The following is a 15,887-nucleotide window of genomic DNA, read 5'->3' on the forward strand; positions in this document are numbered from 1 at the left end:
GTCTTATATGGTTCAACAAAAACTAAGAGAAATACCCCTTAAATGTCAAGCCATTGATAAGCCCCTGTAACGATGGCGCGTTGGCGGCTAAATCACTCAAAATAGGATTTTCAATGCCCCAGTTGAGTTCAAGTTCGGGGTCGTTCCAGCGGCAGCGCCAGTTGTCATCCGCGCCGTAGTCGGGATAGGCTTCCGAAACCGCCTGTACGTGGATAGACGGCGTAAAAAAGTACCATCCATGCAGCATTCCAACGGGGAAAACAAGCGCGGCGGGGTCTTCGCCAAACAATTCAAACAAGGCAGATTTGTGCTGCGTAGGCGAGCCAGGCCGCAAGTCGCGCAAGCCCAATAAACAGTGCCCTTCGAGAAGACAAAAGTACTCATCGTGGCGGACGTGGAAGTGCATTCCCCGAAAAACATTCGCTTCTGATTTTACGGCGCTCCATTGTACGGGTTTGAGCACCGTACCCCAGTGATCTTGAAAAATTTCGGTAAACGACCCACGATGGTCTTTATGCTCGTCTAACGACACCAAGCGAACTTGGTGAAGCTCCACGCCGTCGATTTGTGCGGATTTTATAAGCTGAGTAGTATTCATGGTACAATGCGGTTTTGGGCGAAAGTACCACGAGGCAATGAATAAAAAACTGAGGGAAGTCAGGGCTTTGATTTTATCCGCCTTCAATTACAGAACCAGTTTCTCACATGACTAATCACTCCTAAAACCCCATGCCGCATCGGCGCCCCGACTTTAGGCTGGGGGTAAAAGGAATTAGGCAACTCAACGAGGCTTTAGCCCTGACTTTTCCATATTAAAGTGCTAAAAAGTCAGGGCTAAAGTCCTAGATTAAGCTCTTGTTTACAGACCCCAGGGGGTTTTAGGACTCACATATCGTTGATAATGTCCAGTTTAATTTTGCACAATTACCTATAGGCGACAAAAAAGATTACAAATTCTTCGCTTTCATTTGTTTTACGGCATAGTCAGCGGCGCGAGCAGTGAGTGCCATGTAAGTGAGCGACGGGTTTTGAGTAGCGGTAGAAGTCATACACGCGCCGTCTGTAACAAACACGTTTTTGCAAGCGTGCAGTTGATTCCAATTGTTCAAAAGCGATGTCTTAGGGTCTTTCCCCATCCGAACGCCACCCATTTCGTGGATGTCAAGTCCTGGTGCTTTGTTCGGTACATCGTGGGTTTGGATGTTTTTGAAACCTGCTTTGGTAAACATTTCTGTCAACTGCTCGTGGTAGTCTTTCACCATCTTTTCGTCGTTGTCGTCGTAGCTCACCGAAATCCTCAACTGCGGTATTCCCCACTTATCTTTGAGGTTGGGGTCTAGGGCTACGAAATTGGTTTCTTTCGGAATGGTTTCGCCCATCATGTGCGAGCCCACCCGCCAATTGCCATATTTTTTCTCAGCCAATGACGTTTTTAACTCTTCACCCATGCCTGAGCGATCGTTGAAGGTAATACGGCTGGAATTAAAGCCCGCAGCGTAGCCGCGTAAAAAGTCGGTTTCTTGTTTAAGTAAGTTACGGAACCGAGGAATGTAGCTACTATTGGGGCGGATTCCCTCGGAGGTGGTATCAAGGAAGCCTTCATACTCGCCCGAAATGCTTGTGCGGTAGTTGTGGAAAGCAATGTACTTGCCCATTAGCCCATTGTCGTTGCCCAAGCCTTGGGGGAAGCGATGAGAAGTAGAGTTGAGCAAAATCAAGTTGGTGTTGAGCGCGGCGGCATTCACAAAAATGATTTTTGCATAATACTCTATTGCTTCGTTGGTCTTGGCGTCAATGACACGTACGCCTGCGGCCTTACCTAGTTTTTCGTCATAGATAATTGAGTGAACCACCGAGTCAGGTTTGAGGGTCATCTTCCCTGATTTCATAGCCCACGGAATCGTCGTGGCGTTGCTGCTAAAATACCCTCCGTACGGGCAGCCACGTTGGCAAAGCGCGCGGTTTTGGCATTGAGCACGTCCTTGTTGGAAGTGAATCGGGTTCGGTTTTGTCAAGTGAGCGCAACGACCAATGATGATGGGGCGAGTGCCTCCGTAATGTTTGGCCATTTGTTGCCCAAAGTATTTTTCCACGCACGATTGCTCATGAGGGGGTAAAAACTCGCCGTCGGGAAGCTGCGGAAGACCGTCTTTGTTGCCCGAAATTCCCGCAAATTTTTCAACGTAACTGTACCAAGGCGCAATTTCGTTGTAGTTAATAGGCCACTCCACGGCAAAACCATCTCGCGCGGGGCCTTCAAAATCAAATTGTGACCAACGTTGGGTTTGGCGAGCCCACAGCAGCGATTTTCCCCCTACTTGGTAGCCCCGAATCCAGTCGAAGGGCTTTTCTTGCACGTAAGGGTGTTCGGCGTCTTTGACAAAAAAATGCGCGGCATCTTCGTTGAAAGCATAGCATTTGCTCACGATAGGGTTGGCGTCTTTGACCTCCTTTGGCATTTGATTCAAGTGAGGAAACTCCCACGGACGCATCATGGTCGTTGGGTAGTCGGTGACGTGTTGCACATTGCGACCGCGTTCTAACACAAGGGTGCGTAAGCCTTTGCCCGTGAGCTCTTTGGCCGCCCAACCTCCACTGATACCAGAGCCAACGACAATGGCATCAAATGTACGGTCTTTGATGGAATCTATTGAGAAATAAGACATTTGTAAGTTTGCAGTTTTGAGGTTGAATTGCGTCAGAGACGCTGTGCCACTGTTGACCCAAATCATAGTTTGGGCCAAGCTTAATCAAGATTAAGTTCTATGCTATTTCTTGACAGGAACACAACCGTGGTAAAATCCAGGTGCCATGTTGTATTTCTGAATGTTGACCATGACGTATTCGGAGTTTTGGTAGCCCTGAATCGTCAAGTTTTTAATCATACTTACAAACGGCTTGGTATCTGCGTTGTCGGCCAGTTTTTTGAGAAGCTCAAGGCGTTGTTTTCCGTCACAAGCAGCAAAAGACTTGCTGTATGCTTGTTGAGCGGCTGAATTGGTGTCAGCTAATCCTTTTTTGAGATTTTTTTGCGCATTTTCGCCGTAGCAATCATTGATCATCCGAAGCGCAAATTGATGCACTTTCAGCGATTTTGCGCCTGGCGTTGAAGTTTCAGGAATGATGGTTTCAACGATTTCGGCGAGGGTATCTTCCTCTGCCATTGTGAGTAGGGTAGGCCCTTTTACCGTTTCGGGAGTCCATGCTTGCGCCCAGCTTGGCAGACTCATCAATCCTCCAACGGCCGCCGTTAGGCTTTTTAGGGCAGAACGTCTTTGCATAATAACGTTTGGTTAGTTTTATTTCTACAAAGAAATGAAACGACATTTGATACCTATCAAAACTCATTTTTTTCGCCCTTCTACCATCGACGACTCCCTAATCATCAGTTGGGTACTGAGTACAATCGTTTCGGCAACAACGGGTTGGTCGTTTTCAAGCTGTTTGAGCAAAAGCCGAACGACTTGCGCACCCATTTCTTGAATGGGCTGGTTGACACTGGTGAGCGATGGCGAAAGATAAATGCAGGTGGGGTCGTTGTTGAAACTCACAATGGCCACGTCCTCAGGAATCCGAATTCCTTTTTGTTTAAAAGCATACATGGTTGCAAACGCAATGCGGTCGGTCATGGTCAGAATCCCGTCGGGTGGGGTGGGCAAGCTCATCATGTTGAGTGCCTGCATCATGGTGTTTTCTTGGGTAAAATCGTTGTAAAAAACGTAGCGCTCGTTGTAGGGCAGGCCGTAGTGTTCGAGTGCGTCTTTAAAGCCTCGCAAACGCTCGTTGCTGATAAGTAAGTGCGGCGGGCCTGCCATGCAGCCAAGGCGTTGGCAACCGTTTTCGATGAGGTGTTGGGTTGCCTTAAAAGCTGCTTCGTGGTTGTCAACGATGACCCGCGAGGCGTCGATGTCGGTTGAATAACGGTCAAAAATTACGAGGGGTACATTTTTTCGCTGCAAACGGTAAATGTGTTCAAAATCGCTCGTGTCGCGCGCCAACGACATAATCACCCCTTCAACTTGGCTGTGGAGCAGGTTTTGAATCTGAGCGACTTCCCGTAAATACGATTCGTTGGTTTGGCATACCACCACACTGTAGCCCGCTTGCATGGCTGCCTCTTCGATGCTGTTGAGCATTGATGCAAAAAAATGATAACTCAACGTCGGTAAAATCAACCCAATGGTTTTGGTGCGGCTTTTGACCAGGTTTTTTGCCAACTGATTGGGTTGGTAGTCCATGTCTTCGGCCAACTGCAACACCGCCTGTCGGGTTTCGGGGTGTATCTCGGGCATCCCGCGCAAAGCGCGTGACACGGTGGAGGCAGATAGATTGAGGGCGTTAGCAATGTCTTTGATCGTGACGGCCGTATTTTTATTCATTGGGTTTAGAGAAATATAATTTTTACAATATGCCACCCATTTTGGGTCCAAAAACCGAGGGACTTCGGGAAATGATACAGTTGGTAGCTTTAGTTGAAATATTTGATTTTTTTAAGTTTAAAATAGGTGTTGCAGAAAAACCGCAAACGTAACCGCAAACGTTTGCGGATGATATTGCGCAAAAATATGTTCAATTTTTGCGTTATTTCTTTTAGAAATGTGAATTTACTTATACTTTTAACATAAAGAAAGACAAAATAGCCCTTTTATTTGCATAGATGATAAATGTAGGATAATCTCGTTGAATGGCTATAATTTGTATTTTTTCAATAAATTCGTTATCCCTTTTTACGTTTTAATAAATCCATTACTTGAATGAAGAAAATCATTACCTGTGTTATGACTGTGCTGGCATTGTCGGCATGGGGGCAGTCCAAAATTGATGTAAAAAAAGAGTTTGAGTTTGCGGCCAAGCAGTACGAAGGAATGTTAGCATCTCACCCCGACATTACGAAGTTTCCCCAATCGACCAACCCCGACGGAACCCCACGCGACATGAAGTCGAGCTGGTGGTGTAGCGGATTCTTTGGAGGTTCTTTGTGGTATATTTATGAATTTAACAAAGCGCCTCAGTGGAAAGAAGCAGCCCACAAATGGACGATGGCCGTCGAACAAGAGCAGTACAACAAAGGTACGCACGATTTGGGCTTTATGATTTATTGCCCGTTTGGCAACGGCTATCGCTTGACTAAAAATGAAGCCTACAAACCCGTAATGCTGACGGGTGCGCAGTCGTTGGCGACACGTTTTGACCCCAAAGTAGGGCTGATCAAGTCGTGGAATAGCTTCAAAGGTGGGTACAATTACCCCGTGATTATTGACAACATGATGAACTTGGAGTTCTTGTTTTGGGCGGCGAAAGAGTCGGGCAACAAGGACTTGTATAACTTGTGTATCACGCACGCCGATAACACCATGAAACACCATTACCGCCCCGACCACAGCGCGTATCACGTTATCTGTTACGGGCCAAACGGTGAAGTATTGGCCAAGAAAAACCACCAGGGCGCGTTTGACGAGTCGTCGTGGTCGCGGGGGCAATCGTGGGGAATGTACGGCTACACGGTCATGTACCGCGAAACCAAAGACCAAAAATACCTCGACCATGCGCGTAATATCGCCGATTATTTGTTGAGCCACCCCAACATGCCTGCCGACAAAGTGCCGTACTGGGACTACAACAAACCAGGGGAAGAGCGCGATGCTTCAGCAGGGGCGATTTTAGCGTCGGGCTTGTTGGAGTTGAGTACTTACGGAGGCAAAAATGCCAAAAATTACTACAACACGGCCGTCACAATTTTAGAAAGCTTGTCGAAGCCACCTTACAAAGCAGAGTTGGGCAAAAACAATCACTTCATTTTGCAACACAGCGTAGGACACAAGCTAGGTAATTCGGAGATAGATGTGCCTTTGGTATATGCTGATTACTATTACTTGGAAGGATTGCTCCGTTACCAAGCCTTGAACAAGAAGAAAAAATAGACGTACGTTCTACATGAAGCCAATAGAAACCTCATCGTCACAAGTGGATAGTCAGCTATGGTCCCAGTTGCAAAATGGGAGCGAATGGGCGTTGGGAAGGCTCGTCAAAAAATATTTCAATCCTTTACAAAACTACGGGTGCAAGTTTGTGCAATCCGAAGATTTTGTAAAGGATTGTGTCCAAGAGGTATTCATTGAAGTGTGGCAACGCCGCGAACGCCTCAGCACTCCCGTGAGTGTCAGGGCGTATTTGTTGAGTTCGGTACGAAAAAAAGTGCTGAGGGAAGGCTTTCGGCAACGAATTTTGAAGGATGAACAACACGAAATCGACACCATCTTGGATTGGCATTCACAAGAGCTTCCGCACGAATGGGCGATTATTGAACAGGAAAACGTTGAATTGTTGACACAGAAAATCACGATTCTATTGGATAAACTGCCCAAAAGGCAGCGGGAGGTTATCTATTTGCAGTTTTATCAAAACCTGAATCGAGACGAAATTGCGCAGATAATGGAGATAAACCCACAGTCGGTTTCCAATTTGGTACAGTCAGCGTTGAAAGTATTTCGTACCCATTGGCAAGTGATTCAGGTGTTGTTGGGGGTAATTTTATTCCATTGACAGTTTGTAAGATGTCAGGGCTAGGCCCCTAGATTGTCAATTGTGTTGCGATTTTCTACGAAGATTTAGGGGGCTACGCCCCTGAAAACGAGGAAAAATATGAACGAAATTAGGGGCGTAGCCCCGCAATCTTAATAGAACGCGAGGCAAAAAAAATAAACAAAAAAGGGGCGTTAGCCCTGCAATCTTCGTAGCAAATATGCCAAGGCTACGCCCCTAGCGTGTCAATAGGGTTGCGATTTTCTACAAAGATTTAGGGGGCTACGCCCCTGAAAACGAGGAGGAAATATGAACGAAATTAGGGGCGTAGCCCTGCAATCTTCGTAGAAAGCGCGGCAAAAAAATAAACAAAAAAGGGGCGTTAGCCCTGCAATCTTCGTAGCAAATATGTCAGGGTTAACGCCCCTAACGTGTCAATTGGGTTTCGATTTTCTACGAAGATTTAGGGGGCTACGCCCCTGAAAACAAGGAGGAAATATAAACAAAAAAGGGGCGTTAGCCCTGCAATCTTCGTAGCAAATATGTCAGGGCTAATGCCCCTAGCGTGTCAATAGGGTTTCGATTTTCTACGAAGATTTAGGGGGCTACGCCCCTGAAAACGAGGAAAAATATGAACGAAATTAGGGGCGCAGCCCCGCAATCTTCGTAGCAAATATGTCAGGGCTAACGCCCCTAGATTGTCAATTGGTTTGCGATTTCTACGAAGATTTAGGGGGCTACGCCCCTGAAAACGAGGATGAAATATGAACGAAATTAGGGGCGTTAGCCCCGCAATCTTCGTAGAACGCGAGGCAAAAAAATAAAAAAGGGGCGTAGCCCTGCAATCTTCGTAGAACGCGCGGCAATAAAAATAAACAAAAAAGGGGCGTTAGCCCTGCAATCTTCGTAATGGCAAATACATATACGCAATTGTATATTCAGTTTGTTTTTTCCGTGCAAGGACGGCAAAACCTCATTAAAGAATCAATCAGAGATGAATTGGAGAAGGTCATGTGCGGCATTGTTACTAACCAGAAATGCAAAACATACGCTATTTATTGTAACCCTGATCACACTCACATTTTTGTAGGAATGCACCCAACTGTTTCTCCTTCTAAATTGATGGAACAGGTTAAATCAGGTTCATCAAAGTGGTTGAACGATAAAAAAAACATTGTTGGAAAATTTGCTTGGCAAGATGGATATGGAGCTTTTACCTATTCCAAATCACAAATTGACAATGTTGTAAAGTACATCCTAAACCAGCCAGAACACCACAAAAAACAGTCATTTAGAGAGGAATATCTATTGTTTCTTGAAAAGTTTGGGGTGGATTATGACCCTAGATATGTATTTGAATGGTATGATTAGATATACCCCTTTGGGCTACATCCATCCCGATACCTTTGTAAACCTTGTAAAAAAAATGAAGAAGAAAGGAGTATATTGGTTGGTTTAGCGCCATCTGATAGAAAAACATGCCTATTACCCAATGAATTATTACCGCTCGTATCAGTTAGAAGACTTTGCCCGCGACGAATCGTTTCGTCAGTGGGTGCTGGAACACGAGCCTAATAATACCCAATTTTGGCAACAGTGGCTTGCCGAAAACCCCGACTGCCGCGAAAAAGTCCATTTGGCGAAGGCGTTTTTGTTGGCCTTAGAAGAAAATGAAACCAACTTGCCAGAGTTGGAATTAGACGCCATTACAGAGCAGATTCTCCAAGCCCCTCCGCAAACTTCGTCTCCGTTTTGGCAGTTTCCGCTGTTCCAATGGGCGGCTTCTATCATCCTGCTTTTGGGCGTGGGGTGGGGTACATATTCTTATTTTCGACCTAGCACCTTGGCGCTTCATGACAGCAAAACGGTCGTAGCTTTCAAAGATGATTATCTCGAACAGACCAATCAAACCGACCGCGTTCAGAAAATTTCGTTGCAAGATGGAAGTACGATTTCGCTCTATCCCAAGAGCCGAATTCGGTACCCACAGCCTTTTCGTGCCCAACTGCGCGAGGTCTATTTAGAAGGGAAAGCTTTTTTTGACATTACGAAAAATCCCCAGCAGCCGTTTTGGGTTTATACCGACTATATTTCTACCCAAGTACTAGGGACGAGCTTTATGGTTCAAGCATTTTCGGAGGCCGATGAGGCCAAAGTGGTGGTGAAAACAGGGCGGGTATCGGTTTATACCCGAAAAGACCTAGAAAAAGCCACAACAACCCAACAAGCGGTGAAAGCGGGAGTGGTGCTTACCCCTAACCAGCAAGTAGCTTTTTCGATACCCGAAAAACGCTTTTTGAAATCGATTGTGGAAGCGCCCGCCGCAGTTGTACAGACACCCGTTAGTAGCTATTCGTTTGAGGAAACGCCTGTTAGCCAGGTGTTTGATTTGATAGAAAAAACCTACGGCATCTCCGTGATTTATGATGCCAAAGTCCTCGAAAATTGCTTCCTGACGGCTACACTTTCCGACGAGTCGCTGTTTGATAAACTTGACCTTATCTGCAAAATCACGCATTCGACCTACGAAATCGTTGATGCTCAAATCATTATCCATAGCCGAGGGTGTAAATAGTATTTTTTTAAAAAAAAATTTTAAAAAAGCAGTATTTTAGGCTTCGGTTCGCCATCCATGATAAAACCACATATTTCATCATGGATAAAATCTACAACAAACCCAATTTCTGCTGGACGCTCATGAGGATTTCATTGACACAGCTGCTGATTGCAATCCTGTTCATGGGAGTATCTCACGCCCACGACGCAAGCGCTCAGGAAGCCCTGGAGCAAAAAGTAACCGTAAAGCTTGCCAACGAGGACTTAAAAACTGCGCTAGGCACCCTTCAACGAGCGACCAACGTGCGCTTTATCTACAATCCGCGAGAAATTAAAGTATCTCAAAGAATCAATGTAGATGCCAAAAACGAAAAGCTGAAAGAAGTGCTTGAACAAGTGCTCAATCCGCTTAAAATTGGCTACGAAGTGAAAGGCAAGCAAATTGCTCTCTTCAAAAAAGAAGTAAGCCTGCTGCCCATTCCGCAGCAAACGCCCAGTTTATTAACGACCCAAGTGCTCGACCAAGGGGTAACGGGAAAAATCACGGACGATAAAGGCGAAGTGCTTGTAGGTGTAAGCGTACAAGTAAAAGGCACAACCCGTGGCGCTACGACGGATGCCAACGGAGGCTATCGTTTGTCGGTGCCTGACGGGAAATCAGTGTTGGTTTTTTCTTATATTGGGTATATCAAACAAGAGATTGTGGTTGGTAATCAGAGTATTATCAACGTTAAATTGTCAGCTGACGACAAAAGTTTAGAAGAGGTTGTCGTGGTAGGTTATGGTGTTCAGAAAAAAGTAAACATGACGGGTGCCGTTTCGACCATTGATTCAAAAGCGATTGAAAACCGCCCTTCGAGCAACTTGGCAACTGCCATGCAAGGAACGTCACCTGGGTTGATTATTCAACGTACGACAGGGCAGCCTGGTAGTGAAGGTGTCAGCATTCAGATTCGGGGAGCAACGACGGCCAACGGTAGCGTGGATCCTTTGATGATTTTGGACGGGGTGGCCGTGCCTATTTCGACACTCCAAACCATGAACCCCAACGACGTTGAAAATATCAGTGTCTTGAAAGATGCCGCTGCCGCGGCTATCTACGGTGCACAAGCAGCGGGTGGGGTGATTTTGGTGACGACCAAAAAAGGAAAATCGGGGAAAGTTACATTCGACTATTTGTCGCAATATGGAACCGATTGGTCAATCAACGTACCTAGTCGGATGTCGCTGTTGGAAGAAGCGGAGTTTTCTAACCTCGCCCGCAAAAACTCAGGCAGTGGCCCAGAGTACTCAGATTTTGATTTGGAGCAGATTCGCAACAACGTTCCGTATGTTGTTAACCCTGCGGATACTTCCACTTACTTGTTTTACAACCAAGAGCCGTTGACCAACCAAGTATTGAGAAAATACACCTCAATGCAAACCCATAACCTGACAGTACGTGGCGGAACCGACAAGCTCAATTTTATGCTTTCGGGTGGTTTTTACGGTAAAAATGGGGTATTTAAAGTGGGGCCTGATAACAACGAACGTTATAACCTTCGCCTCAATTTAGGAGCAAAATTGACCGAAAAACTCTCACTCGATGCGCGAGTTGCTTATACAGGTGAACGTACCAAAACTCCCGCAGCCGATGTAAACGGGGGCGGCTTGTTGTACCAAATCTACCGTTTGCGTACTCGTACACCGTTTTTTACACCTGAAGGTCGTTACAACGGAGCGGGTTCGGCCGCTACTGCCTATGCCACCATGGAAGCAGGAGGGTACAACAACCTTTTCAAAAACTTCTTCGATGGAACATTTACCCTTCAGCACAGCGGTTTGGTCAAAGGCTTGAATCTTCGTGCGGTGGTAGGAACGCAGTACCGTCGTGGCGATAGAAACCGTTTCAACCGTACCGTTCCACTTTGGGGACGTTCACGGATTTTGAGCTACCTCAACCAAGTCAATTCGTACGAAATCACCAACGAGTTGACCAAAAATACCAACATTCAGTTGCTGGCTAACTACGATTTCAAAATCGGGGCGAAGCACAATTTTGGCCTTTTTGCGGGTTATCAGTGGGAGTCGTACCGCTACAGTCAGGTCTTCAACCGTGCTAGTAACTTAGTGAGCAACGACCTTCCTACCCTCAACTTAGGCGACGAAAAAACGAAAGTCAACAGTCAGGCAATTGCTACGAACGCGTTTCAGTCTATTTTTGGACGTTTTAATTACAATTACGCCGACAAATACCTAGTAGAGGCCACGCTTCGTCAGGACGAAAGCTCGAAGTTGGCACCAGGAAGCCGCGTGAAAGTTTTCCCATCGGCATCGTTGGGTTGGAATGTACACCGCGAGTCTTGGTTTGGAAATAGCCTCAGCTTTATTTCTGAATTGAAACTCCGCGCTTCTTGGGGCCGCCTTGGTGGTGCGTTGGGTAACACCATTGGCAACTACGACTACCTCAACCAACTTTCGCAAGGGTCGGCGTTGGTCTTGGGTGATTCTCGGGCTACGTATATTTTCCAAAACGCCATTCCTTCGGCCAACCTTTCTTGGGAAACCATTGAAACTACCAACGGAGGCGCTGATTTGGGCTTCTTCCAAAACAAACTTCAAATCACGGCAGACTACTACGTAAAATACAACCGCAACATGCTTACAGCACAGTTGTTGCCATCGACGATTGGTATCAACACCCCTCGTAAAAACAACGGTGAGCTAAAATCGTGGGGATGGGAGTTAGAGGCGCGTTACCGTGGTACGGTTGGCAAAGAGTTTAACTACAATGTGTCGTTCAATTTGTCGGACAATAACAACAAACTCATTAGCTTCTCGGGGCGTAATATCGTCGGAATGGGAACCAACGGAACCATTGAAAATTACCCACTTAACTCTATTTGGGGGTACCAAACGGCGGGTTATTTCCAAACAGCTGACGAAGTAAAATCTTGGGCGTTTCAGGATAGCCGCGCAGGTGCTGGCGACGTAAAATACATCGACCAAAACGGTGATAGCCGCTTAACCGTTGGACGTGGAACCACCGAAGATTACGGCGATATGGTTTTCTTAGGAACCACCAACCCACGCTATTTGTACGGCGCCACCTTTGGTTTCCAATGGAAAGGACTTGACTTTTCGGCCTTCTTCCAAGGCGTAGGAAAACGTAGCTACCGCCCAGTTACAGAGTCTATTGCGCCTTTGTTGGTGACTTGGAAACAAGCCCTCGGCATCCACCGCGACTATTGGACACCAGAAAACCCCAATGCCACCTACCCTCGTCCGTTTATCGGAGCTACCCACAACTATTTGTCGTCGGATAAATGGGTCTTGAACGCACGTTATACCCGCTTGAAAAACATTCAAGTAGGATATACCTTGCCAAGCCGCTGGACGGAACGCCTCAAAGTATCACGCGCTCGTTTCTTCTTCTCTGGCCAAGACTTGTTTACCATCTCAGGTTTAGGAGTTTTCCAAGGATACTACGATCCTGAAACCCGCGACAACGTAGAAAACGACTATCCTTTCTTTGCTACGGCTTCGGTGGGTTTAAACCTCTCGTTTTAAGCATTGTACTTCAAACAAAGGTGGTATCTATTAAATTGAAACAACATGAACAAGACATATTCATTTCTTACCAAAAAAGTAGCAATAGCGGCGGTATGCGGGCTGACTTTCCTCTCTGCCTGTGACGTTACCCGCCTTCCCGAAACGTCGATTAGTGACGAAACCTTTTGGCGCTCGGAAGCCGACTTGAAGGCTGCGGCCAACTACTTGTACACATTTTTGCCTGCCTTCAACAACGAAGATAACTGGTCGGACGATGCCACGGGATTGACCGTTAGCAATATTAGCGATGGTACACGTTTGGCACCTGCCACCGACGGTAACTACAGCACCCCGTATCGTTTGATTCGGGCGGCTAACAACATCGTCGAAAAAGCACCTCGTGCGAGTTTGGCGGCGGCCATTCAAGACCGCTACGTGGGCGAAGCTCGCTTCTTCCGCGCGATGGGGTACTACGATTTGTTGCGCAAGTACGGAAGTGTGCCATTGGTTTTGAAGACATTGACGGACGAGTCGGCCGAGTTGAAAGAGCCTGCGGCTACCCGTGACCAAGTCATCGAGCAGATTTACCAAGACTTGGATTTTGCGGCTTCTAAACTTCCGACCCCTACCGTGTTAGGAACGGCAGACTATGGCCGCATTTCTAATACAGGGGCGTTGGCCTTCAAAGCACGCGTAGCATTGTTTGAAGGAACTCGCGCTAAATTTCACAAGTACGGCGACCCCAACAAACACTTGACGTTGGCTTACAACGCGGCGAAAGCGGTGATTGACAGCAAACAACACGATTTATACACGGGCGGGTACTTCAACTTGTTCCAGTACGCGGGTGAAGGCCGTGCCAACCGCGAAAATATCATTGTAAGACAATACGGGGTATCACAGACCGACCGCGTAGTGACGCATACTTACTTCCGTGGAACGGTTGAAAACGGAAACCTAAACCCTACCAAAAGCCTGATTGATTCGTACTTGATGAAAGACGGCTTGCCAACGTCGAAATCGCCGCTTTATACGGCTCCTACGACAACGGTAGAAGTTTACCAAAACCGTGATACGCGCATGAGCGATACGTACATGAAGCGCGGTGACTCGTGGATTGCTACGTTTCCTGTGTTCAACGTGCCGAGTTTGGTGTTTGCCAAAACAGGGTTTACGTTCCGTAAATATTCGGACATCAACGATTGGAACAACCAAGCATCAACGATGGACTACATGATTTTGCGCTACGCTGAAGTGTTGTTGATTTATGCCGAAGCTCGCTTTGAGTTGGACGAAAAAATCAGCGATGCAGATTTGGAATTGAGCCTCAACCGTACCCGCGCCAGAGGCGGTTTGCCAAAATTGACCAACGAGTTTGTGACAAAAAATGGATTGAACATGCGTGATGAAATCCGTCGCGAGCGTCGTGTGGAATTGGCGCAAGAAAGTCACCGTTACTGGGATTTAAACCGTTGGAAAATGGCAGAAACCGAAATGCCAAAACCAATTTTAGGAAATTATTTCTTTAAAACAGAGTTTGGAACGACGGTTCAAGTAAACTTAACCCCCGATAACTATATCCAAGTGCAAGCGGCAAGTTTCCGTAAGTTTGACCCTGCCAAAGATTATTTGTGGCCGTTGCCGATCAACGAGTTGGCATTGAACCCATCTCTAAAACAAAACCCAGGCTGGTAGCCAAGTGGTGAGGGTTGCTCACAACCCGACTCACTGTGTGGAAGGTTGCTCACAACCTGACTAATGCGCTTGATTCGTGTGTAAAGCCCTCTCAGCAAATGATGTTGGGAGGGCTTTTGATTGATACGTTTATCAAATTTCTACTAGCCGTGAGCAATTTGTATGTCCCGCACCAACAAACTACGGTCAAAATGGAATTGAATAAAGCTGACCGCCCCGTAGCCGATAAGTTGATAAAGTAGGAAGAGCGATGCGAAAAATAGTTCTACTTTTTTGTCATTTTTGAAGCTTGTAGTAAAATGAAAAAGTAAAAGCGCAAAGACAAACGCCAGGATTCTTAAAAAATTGTCCCAGCCACTGACCAATTGAATCTCCACGCGGTCGGTGGCTTTTAGGTGAAAATCGTGTTTTTTCTTGAAAAACCCCCACGATTGAACCACCACGTGGACATACTGTTCGCGCTGGACCAGGTCATATTCGATAAATTCGTGGTTTTGAAGCGTTCCAATTTCGATGCCGTCCAAGTAGACTGTAAGAGGAAAAAGGTTCATCCACCAGTGGGTGCGGCGCGTAATAATAAAATGGGTTTTCATCGATGGCTGAATTTTATCGTAAAAATTATCAGATAACTAAGTTAGGAAATTACCTGCTTCATCTTGAAGTAATGACGAAAATCTTTTTCACCTTTTGTACATCCCTATGAAATCTATCTTTTCCTCCGCACGCTTGGTTGCTTACCTATTGTTGATTCCAGTGGTTTCCCAATTCTCCTTTACAACGCCAACGGCCAAAGAAAAAGAAAACTGGATTAATCTTTTCAACGGCAAAGACATTAAAAATTGGACGGTCAAAATCCACCACCACGAGACGGGCGACAACTTTGGCGAAACCTTTCGAGTGGAGGATGGCATCATAAAAGTGCGTTACGACAAGTACGATAAATTCAACGAACGCTACGGACATTTGTACTTCAATACGCCCTATTCGTACTATCATTTGTCGATGGAGTACCGCTTTACGGGCATTTGGCGCGAAGACGCTCCCGATTATACGAAACTCAACAGCGGAGTGATGTTTCATTCGCAAGACCCCCGCACCATGCCCAAAGAACAAGATTGGCCGATTTCGGTAGAAATGCAGTTTTTGGCTGGGCTAGGCGACGGTAAACCTCGTCCCACGGGCAACATGTGTTCGCCTGGCACGGACGTTATTTTTAAAGGGGTGAAAGACCCACGTCACTGCATCAATTCGACCTCTAAAACGTACCCAAAAGAAGAATGGGTAAAAGCCGATTTGATTGTGTTGGGTGATTCGTTGGTGCAACATTTTATCAACGGTGAAAAAGTCTTGGAATACGCAAAACCCCAAATTGGAGGTGGAGTGGCCAACCGTTTTGACCCTGCCCAAAAAATTGACGGAAAGCCCCTCAAAGAAGGCTTTATCGCCCTCCAAAGCGAAGGACAAGAGATAGACTTTCGTAACATCAAACTCCTTAATTTGGAAGGTTGCAAAGACCCTAAATCAAAGGCTTACCGCAGTTATTTTGTCAAGAATAACCCTGCTTTGTGCCGTTAACTCCCTTT

Annotated in this window: 12 protein-coding genes; 7 read left to right on the forward strand and 5 right to left on the reverse strand. The window is 46.3% G+C overall.

Features of this window, described 5'->3' with window-relative positions; all coding sequences use genetic code 11:
• Positions 1-22: 22 nt before the first annotated feature.
• The 4 genes from FHS57_RS03755 to FHS57_RS03770 all read right to left on the reverse strand — a co-directional run bounded on the left by FHS57_RS03755 (position 23) and on the right by FHS57_RS03770 (position 4,379).
• Entirely contained in the window at positions 23-598 is a 576-nt protein-coding gene (locus FHS57_RS03755) for a dTDP-4-dehydrorhamnose 3,5-epimerase family protein (RefSeq protein WP_183971547.1), read from the reverse strand.
• A 349-nt stretch (positions 599-947) separates the two neighbouring features.
• Positions 948-2,666, reverse strand: a complete 1,719-nt coding sequence (locus tag FHS57_RS03760) for a GMC oxidoreductase (protein ID WP_183971548.1) — start codon at positions 2,664-2,666, stop codon at positions 948-950.
• Positions 2,667-2,768: 102 nt separating this feature from the next.
• Positions 2,769-3,281: a gluconate 2-dehydrogenase subunit 3 family protein gene (locus FHS57_RS03765; RefSeq protein ID WP_183971549.1), complete on the reverse strand. Its 513-nt coding sequence runs from the start codon at positions 3,279-3,281 to the stop codon at positions 2,769-2,771.
• A 63-nt stretch (positions 3,282-3,344) separates the two neighbouring features.
• The gene (locus FHS57_RS03770; RefSeq protein WP_183971550.1) at positions 3,345-4,379 is read right to left on the reverse strand and encodes a LacI family DNA-binding transcriptional regulator; all 1,035 of its coding nucleotides are present in this window, start codon (positions 4,377-4,379) and stop codon (positions 3,345-3,347) included.
• A gap of 375 nt (positions 4,380-4,754) precedes the next feature.
• On the opposite strand from FHS57_RS03770, the gene FHS57_RS03775 reads away from it, so the two are divergent.
• The 6 genes from FHS57_RS03775 (at position 4,755) to FHS57_RS03800 (ending at position 14,304) form a co-directional block, all read left to right on the forward strand.
• The gene (locus FHS57_RS03775) at positions 4,755-5,921 is read left to right on the forward strand and encodes a glycoside hydrolase family 88 protein (protein ID WP_183971551.1); all 1,167 of its coding nucleotides are present in this window, start codon (positions 4,755-4,757) and stop codon (positions 5,919-5,921) included.
• A 13-nt stretch (positions 5,922-5,934) separates the two neighbouring features.
• Positions 5,935-6,543 carry an RNA polymerase sigma factor gene (locus tag FHS57_RS03780; protein WP_183971552.1) on the forward strand — a complete coding sequence of 203 codons (609 nt, stop codon included), beginning with the start codon at positions 5,935-5,937 and terminating at the stop codon, positions 6,541-6,543.
• Between the two features lie 888 nt (positions 6,544-7,431).
• A complete protein-coding gene (gene tnpA, locus FHS57_RS03785) occupies positions 7,432-7,893 on the forward strand; it encodes an IS200/IS605 family transposase (RefSeq protein WP_183971553.1) in 462 nt (153 codons plus the stop codon).
• 121 nt (positions 7,894-8,014) lie between these two features.
• Positions 8,015-9,097: a FecR family protein gene (locus FHS57_RS03790; protein ID WP_183971554.1), complete on the forward strand. Its 1,083-nt coding sequence runs from the start codon at positions 8,015-8,017 to the stop codon at positions 9,095-9,097.
• Between the two features lie 80 nt (positions 9,098-9,177).
• Positions 9,178-12,627, forward strand: coding sequence for a TonB-dependent receptor (locus FHS57_RS03795; RefSeq protein WP_229601247.1), 3,450 nt, complete (start codon positions 9,178-9,180; stop codon positions 12,625-12,627).
• Positions 12,628-12,672: 45 nt separating this feature from the next.
• The gene (locus tag FHS57_RS03800; RefSeq protein ID WP_183971555.1) at positions 12,673-14,304 is read left to right on the forward strand and encodes a RagB/SusD family nutrient uptake outer membrane protein; all 1,632 of its coding nucleotides are present in this window, start codon (positions 12,673-12,675) and stop codon (positions 14,302-14,304) included.
• Between the two features lie 143 nt (positions 14,305-14,447).
• On the opposite strand, the gene FHS57_RS03805 is transcribed toward FHS57_RS03800, so the two are convergent.
• On the reverse strand, positions 14,448-14,897 hold the full coding sequence (locus FHS57_RS03805) for a hypothetical protein (RefSeq protein WP_183971556.1): 450 nt from the start codon (positions 14,895-14,897) through the stop codon (positions 14,448-14,450).
• Positions 14,898-15,003: 106 nt separating this feature from the next.
• Here FHS57_RS03805 and FHS57_RS03810 point away from each other — a divergent pair, with 106 nt between their 5' ends.
• Entirely contained in the window at positions 15,004-15,879 is an 876-nt protein-coding gene (locus tag FHS57_RS03810) for a 3-keto-disaccharide hydrolase (RefSeq protein WP_183971557.1), read from the forward strand.
• The last annotated feature ends 8 nt before the right edge of the window (positions 15,880-15,887 follow it).

The sequence above is a fragment of the Runella defluvii genome (assembly GCF_014195535.1).
Lineage (GTDB): Bacteria > Bacteroidota > Bacteroidia > Cytophagales > Spirosomataceae > Runella > Runella defluvii.

Bases quoted from the DNA above. Each gene is read 5' to 3' on its own strand.
- FHS57_RS03780 (WP_183971552.1), top strand. From the start codon at position 5,935: ATGAAGCCAATAGAAACCTCATCGTCACAAGTGGATAGTCAGCTATGG.
- FHS57_RS03770 (WP_183971550.1), bottom strand. From the start codon at position 4,379: ATGAATAAAAATACGGCCGTCACGATCAAAGACATTGCTAACGCCCTC.
- FHS57_RS03775 (WP_183971551.1), top strand. From the start codon at position 4,755: ATGAAGAAAATCATTACCTGTGTTATGACTGTGCTGGCATTGTCGGCA.
- FHS57_RS03760 (WP_183971548.1), bottom strand. From the start codon at position 2,666: ATGTCTTATTTCTCAATAGATTCCATCAAAGACCGTACATTTGATGCC.
- FHS57_RS03805 (WP_183971556.1), bottom strand. From the start codon at position 14,897: ATGAAAACCCATTTTATTATTACGCGCCGCACCCACTGGTGGATGAAC.
- FHS57_RS03765 (WP_183971549.1), bottom strand. From the start codon at position 3,281: ATGCAAAGACGTTCTGCCCTAAAAAGCCTAACGGCGGCCGTTGGAGGA.
- FHS57_RS03790 (WP_183971554.1), top strand. From the start codon at position 8,015: ATGAATTATTACCGCTCGTATCAGTTAGAAGACTTTGCCCGCGACGAA.
- FHS57_RS03755 (WP_183971547.1), bottom strand. From the start codon at position 598: ATGAATACTACTCAGCTTATAAAATCCGCACAAATCGACGGCGTGGAG.
- FHS57_RS03800 (WP_183971555.1), top strand. From the start codon at position 12,673: ATGAACAAGACATATTCATTTCTTACCAAAAAAGTAGCAATAGCGGCG.
- tnpA (WP_183971553.1), top strand. From the start codon at position 7,432: ATGGCAAATACATATACGCAATTGTATATTCAGTTTGTTTTTTCCGTG.
- FHS57_RS03810 (WP_183971557.1), top strand. From the start codon at position 15,004: ATGAAATCTATCTTTTCCTCCGCACGCTTGGTTGCTTACCTATTGTTG.
- FHS57_RS03795 (WP_229601247.1), top strand. From the start codon at position 9,178: ATGGATAAAATCTACAACAAACCCAATTTCTGCTGGACGCTCATGAGG.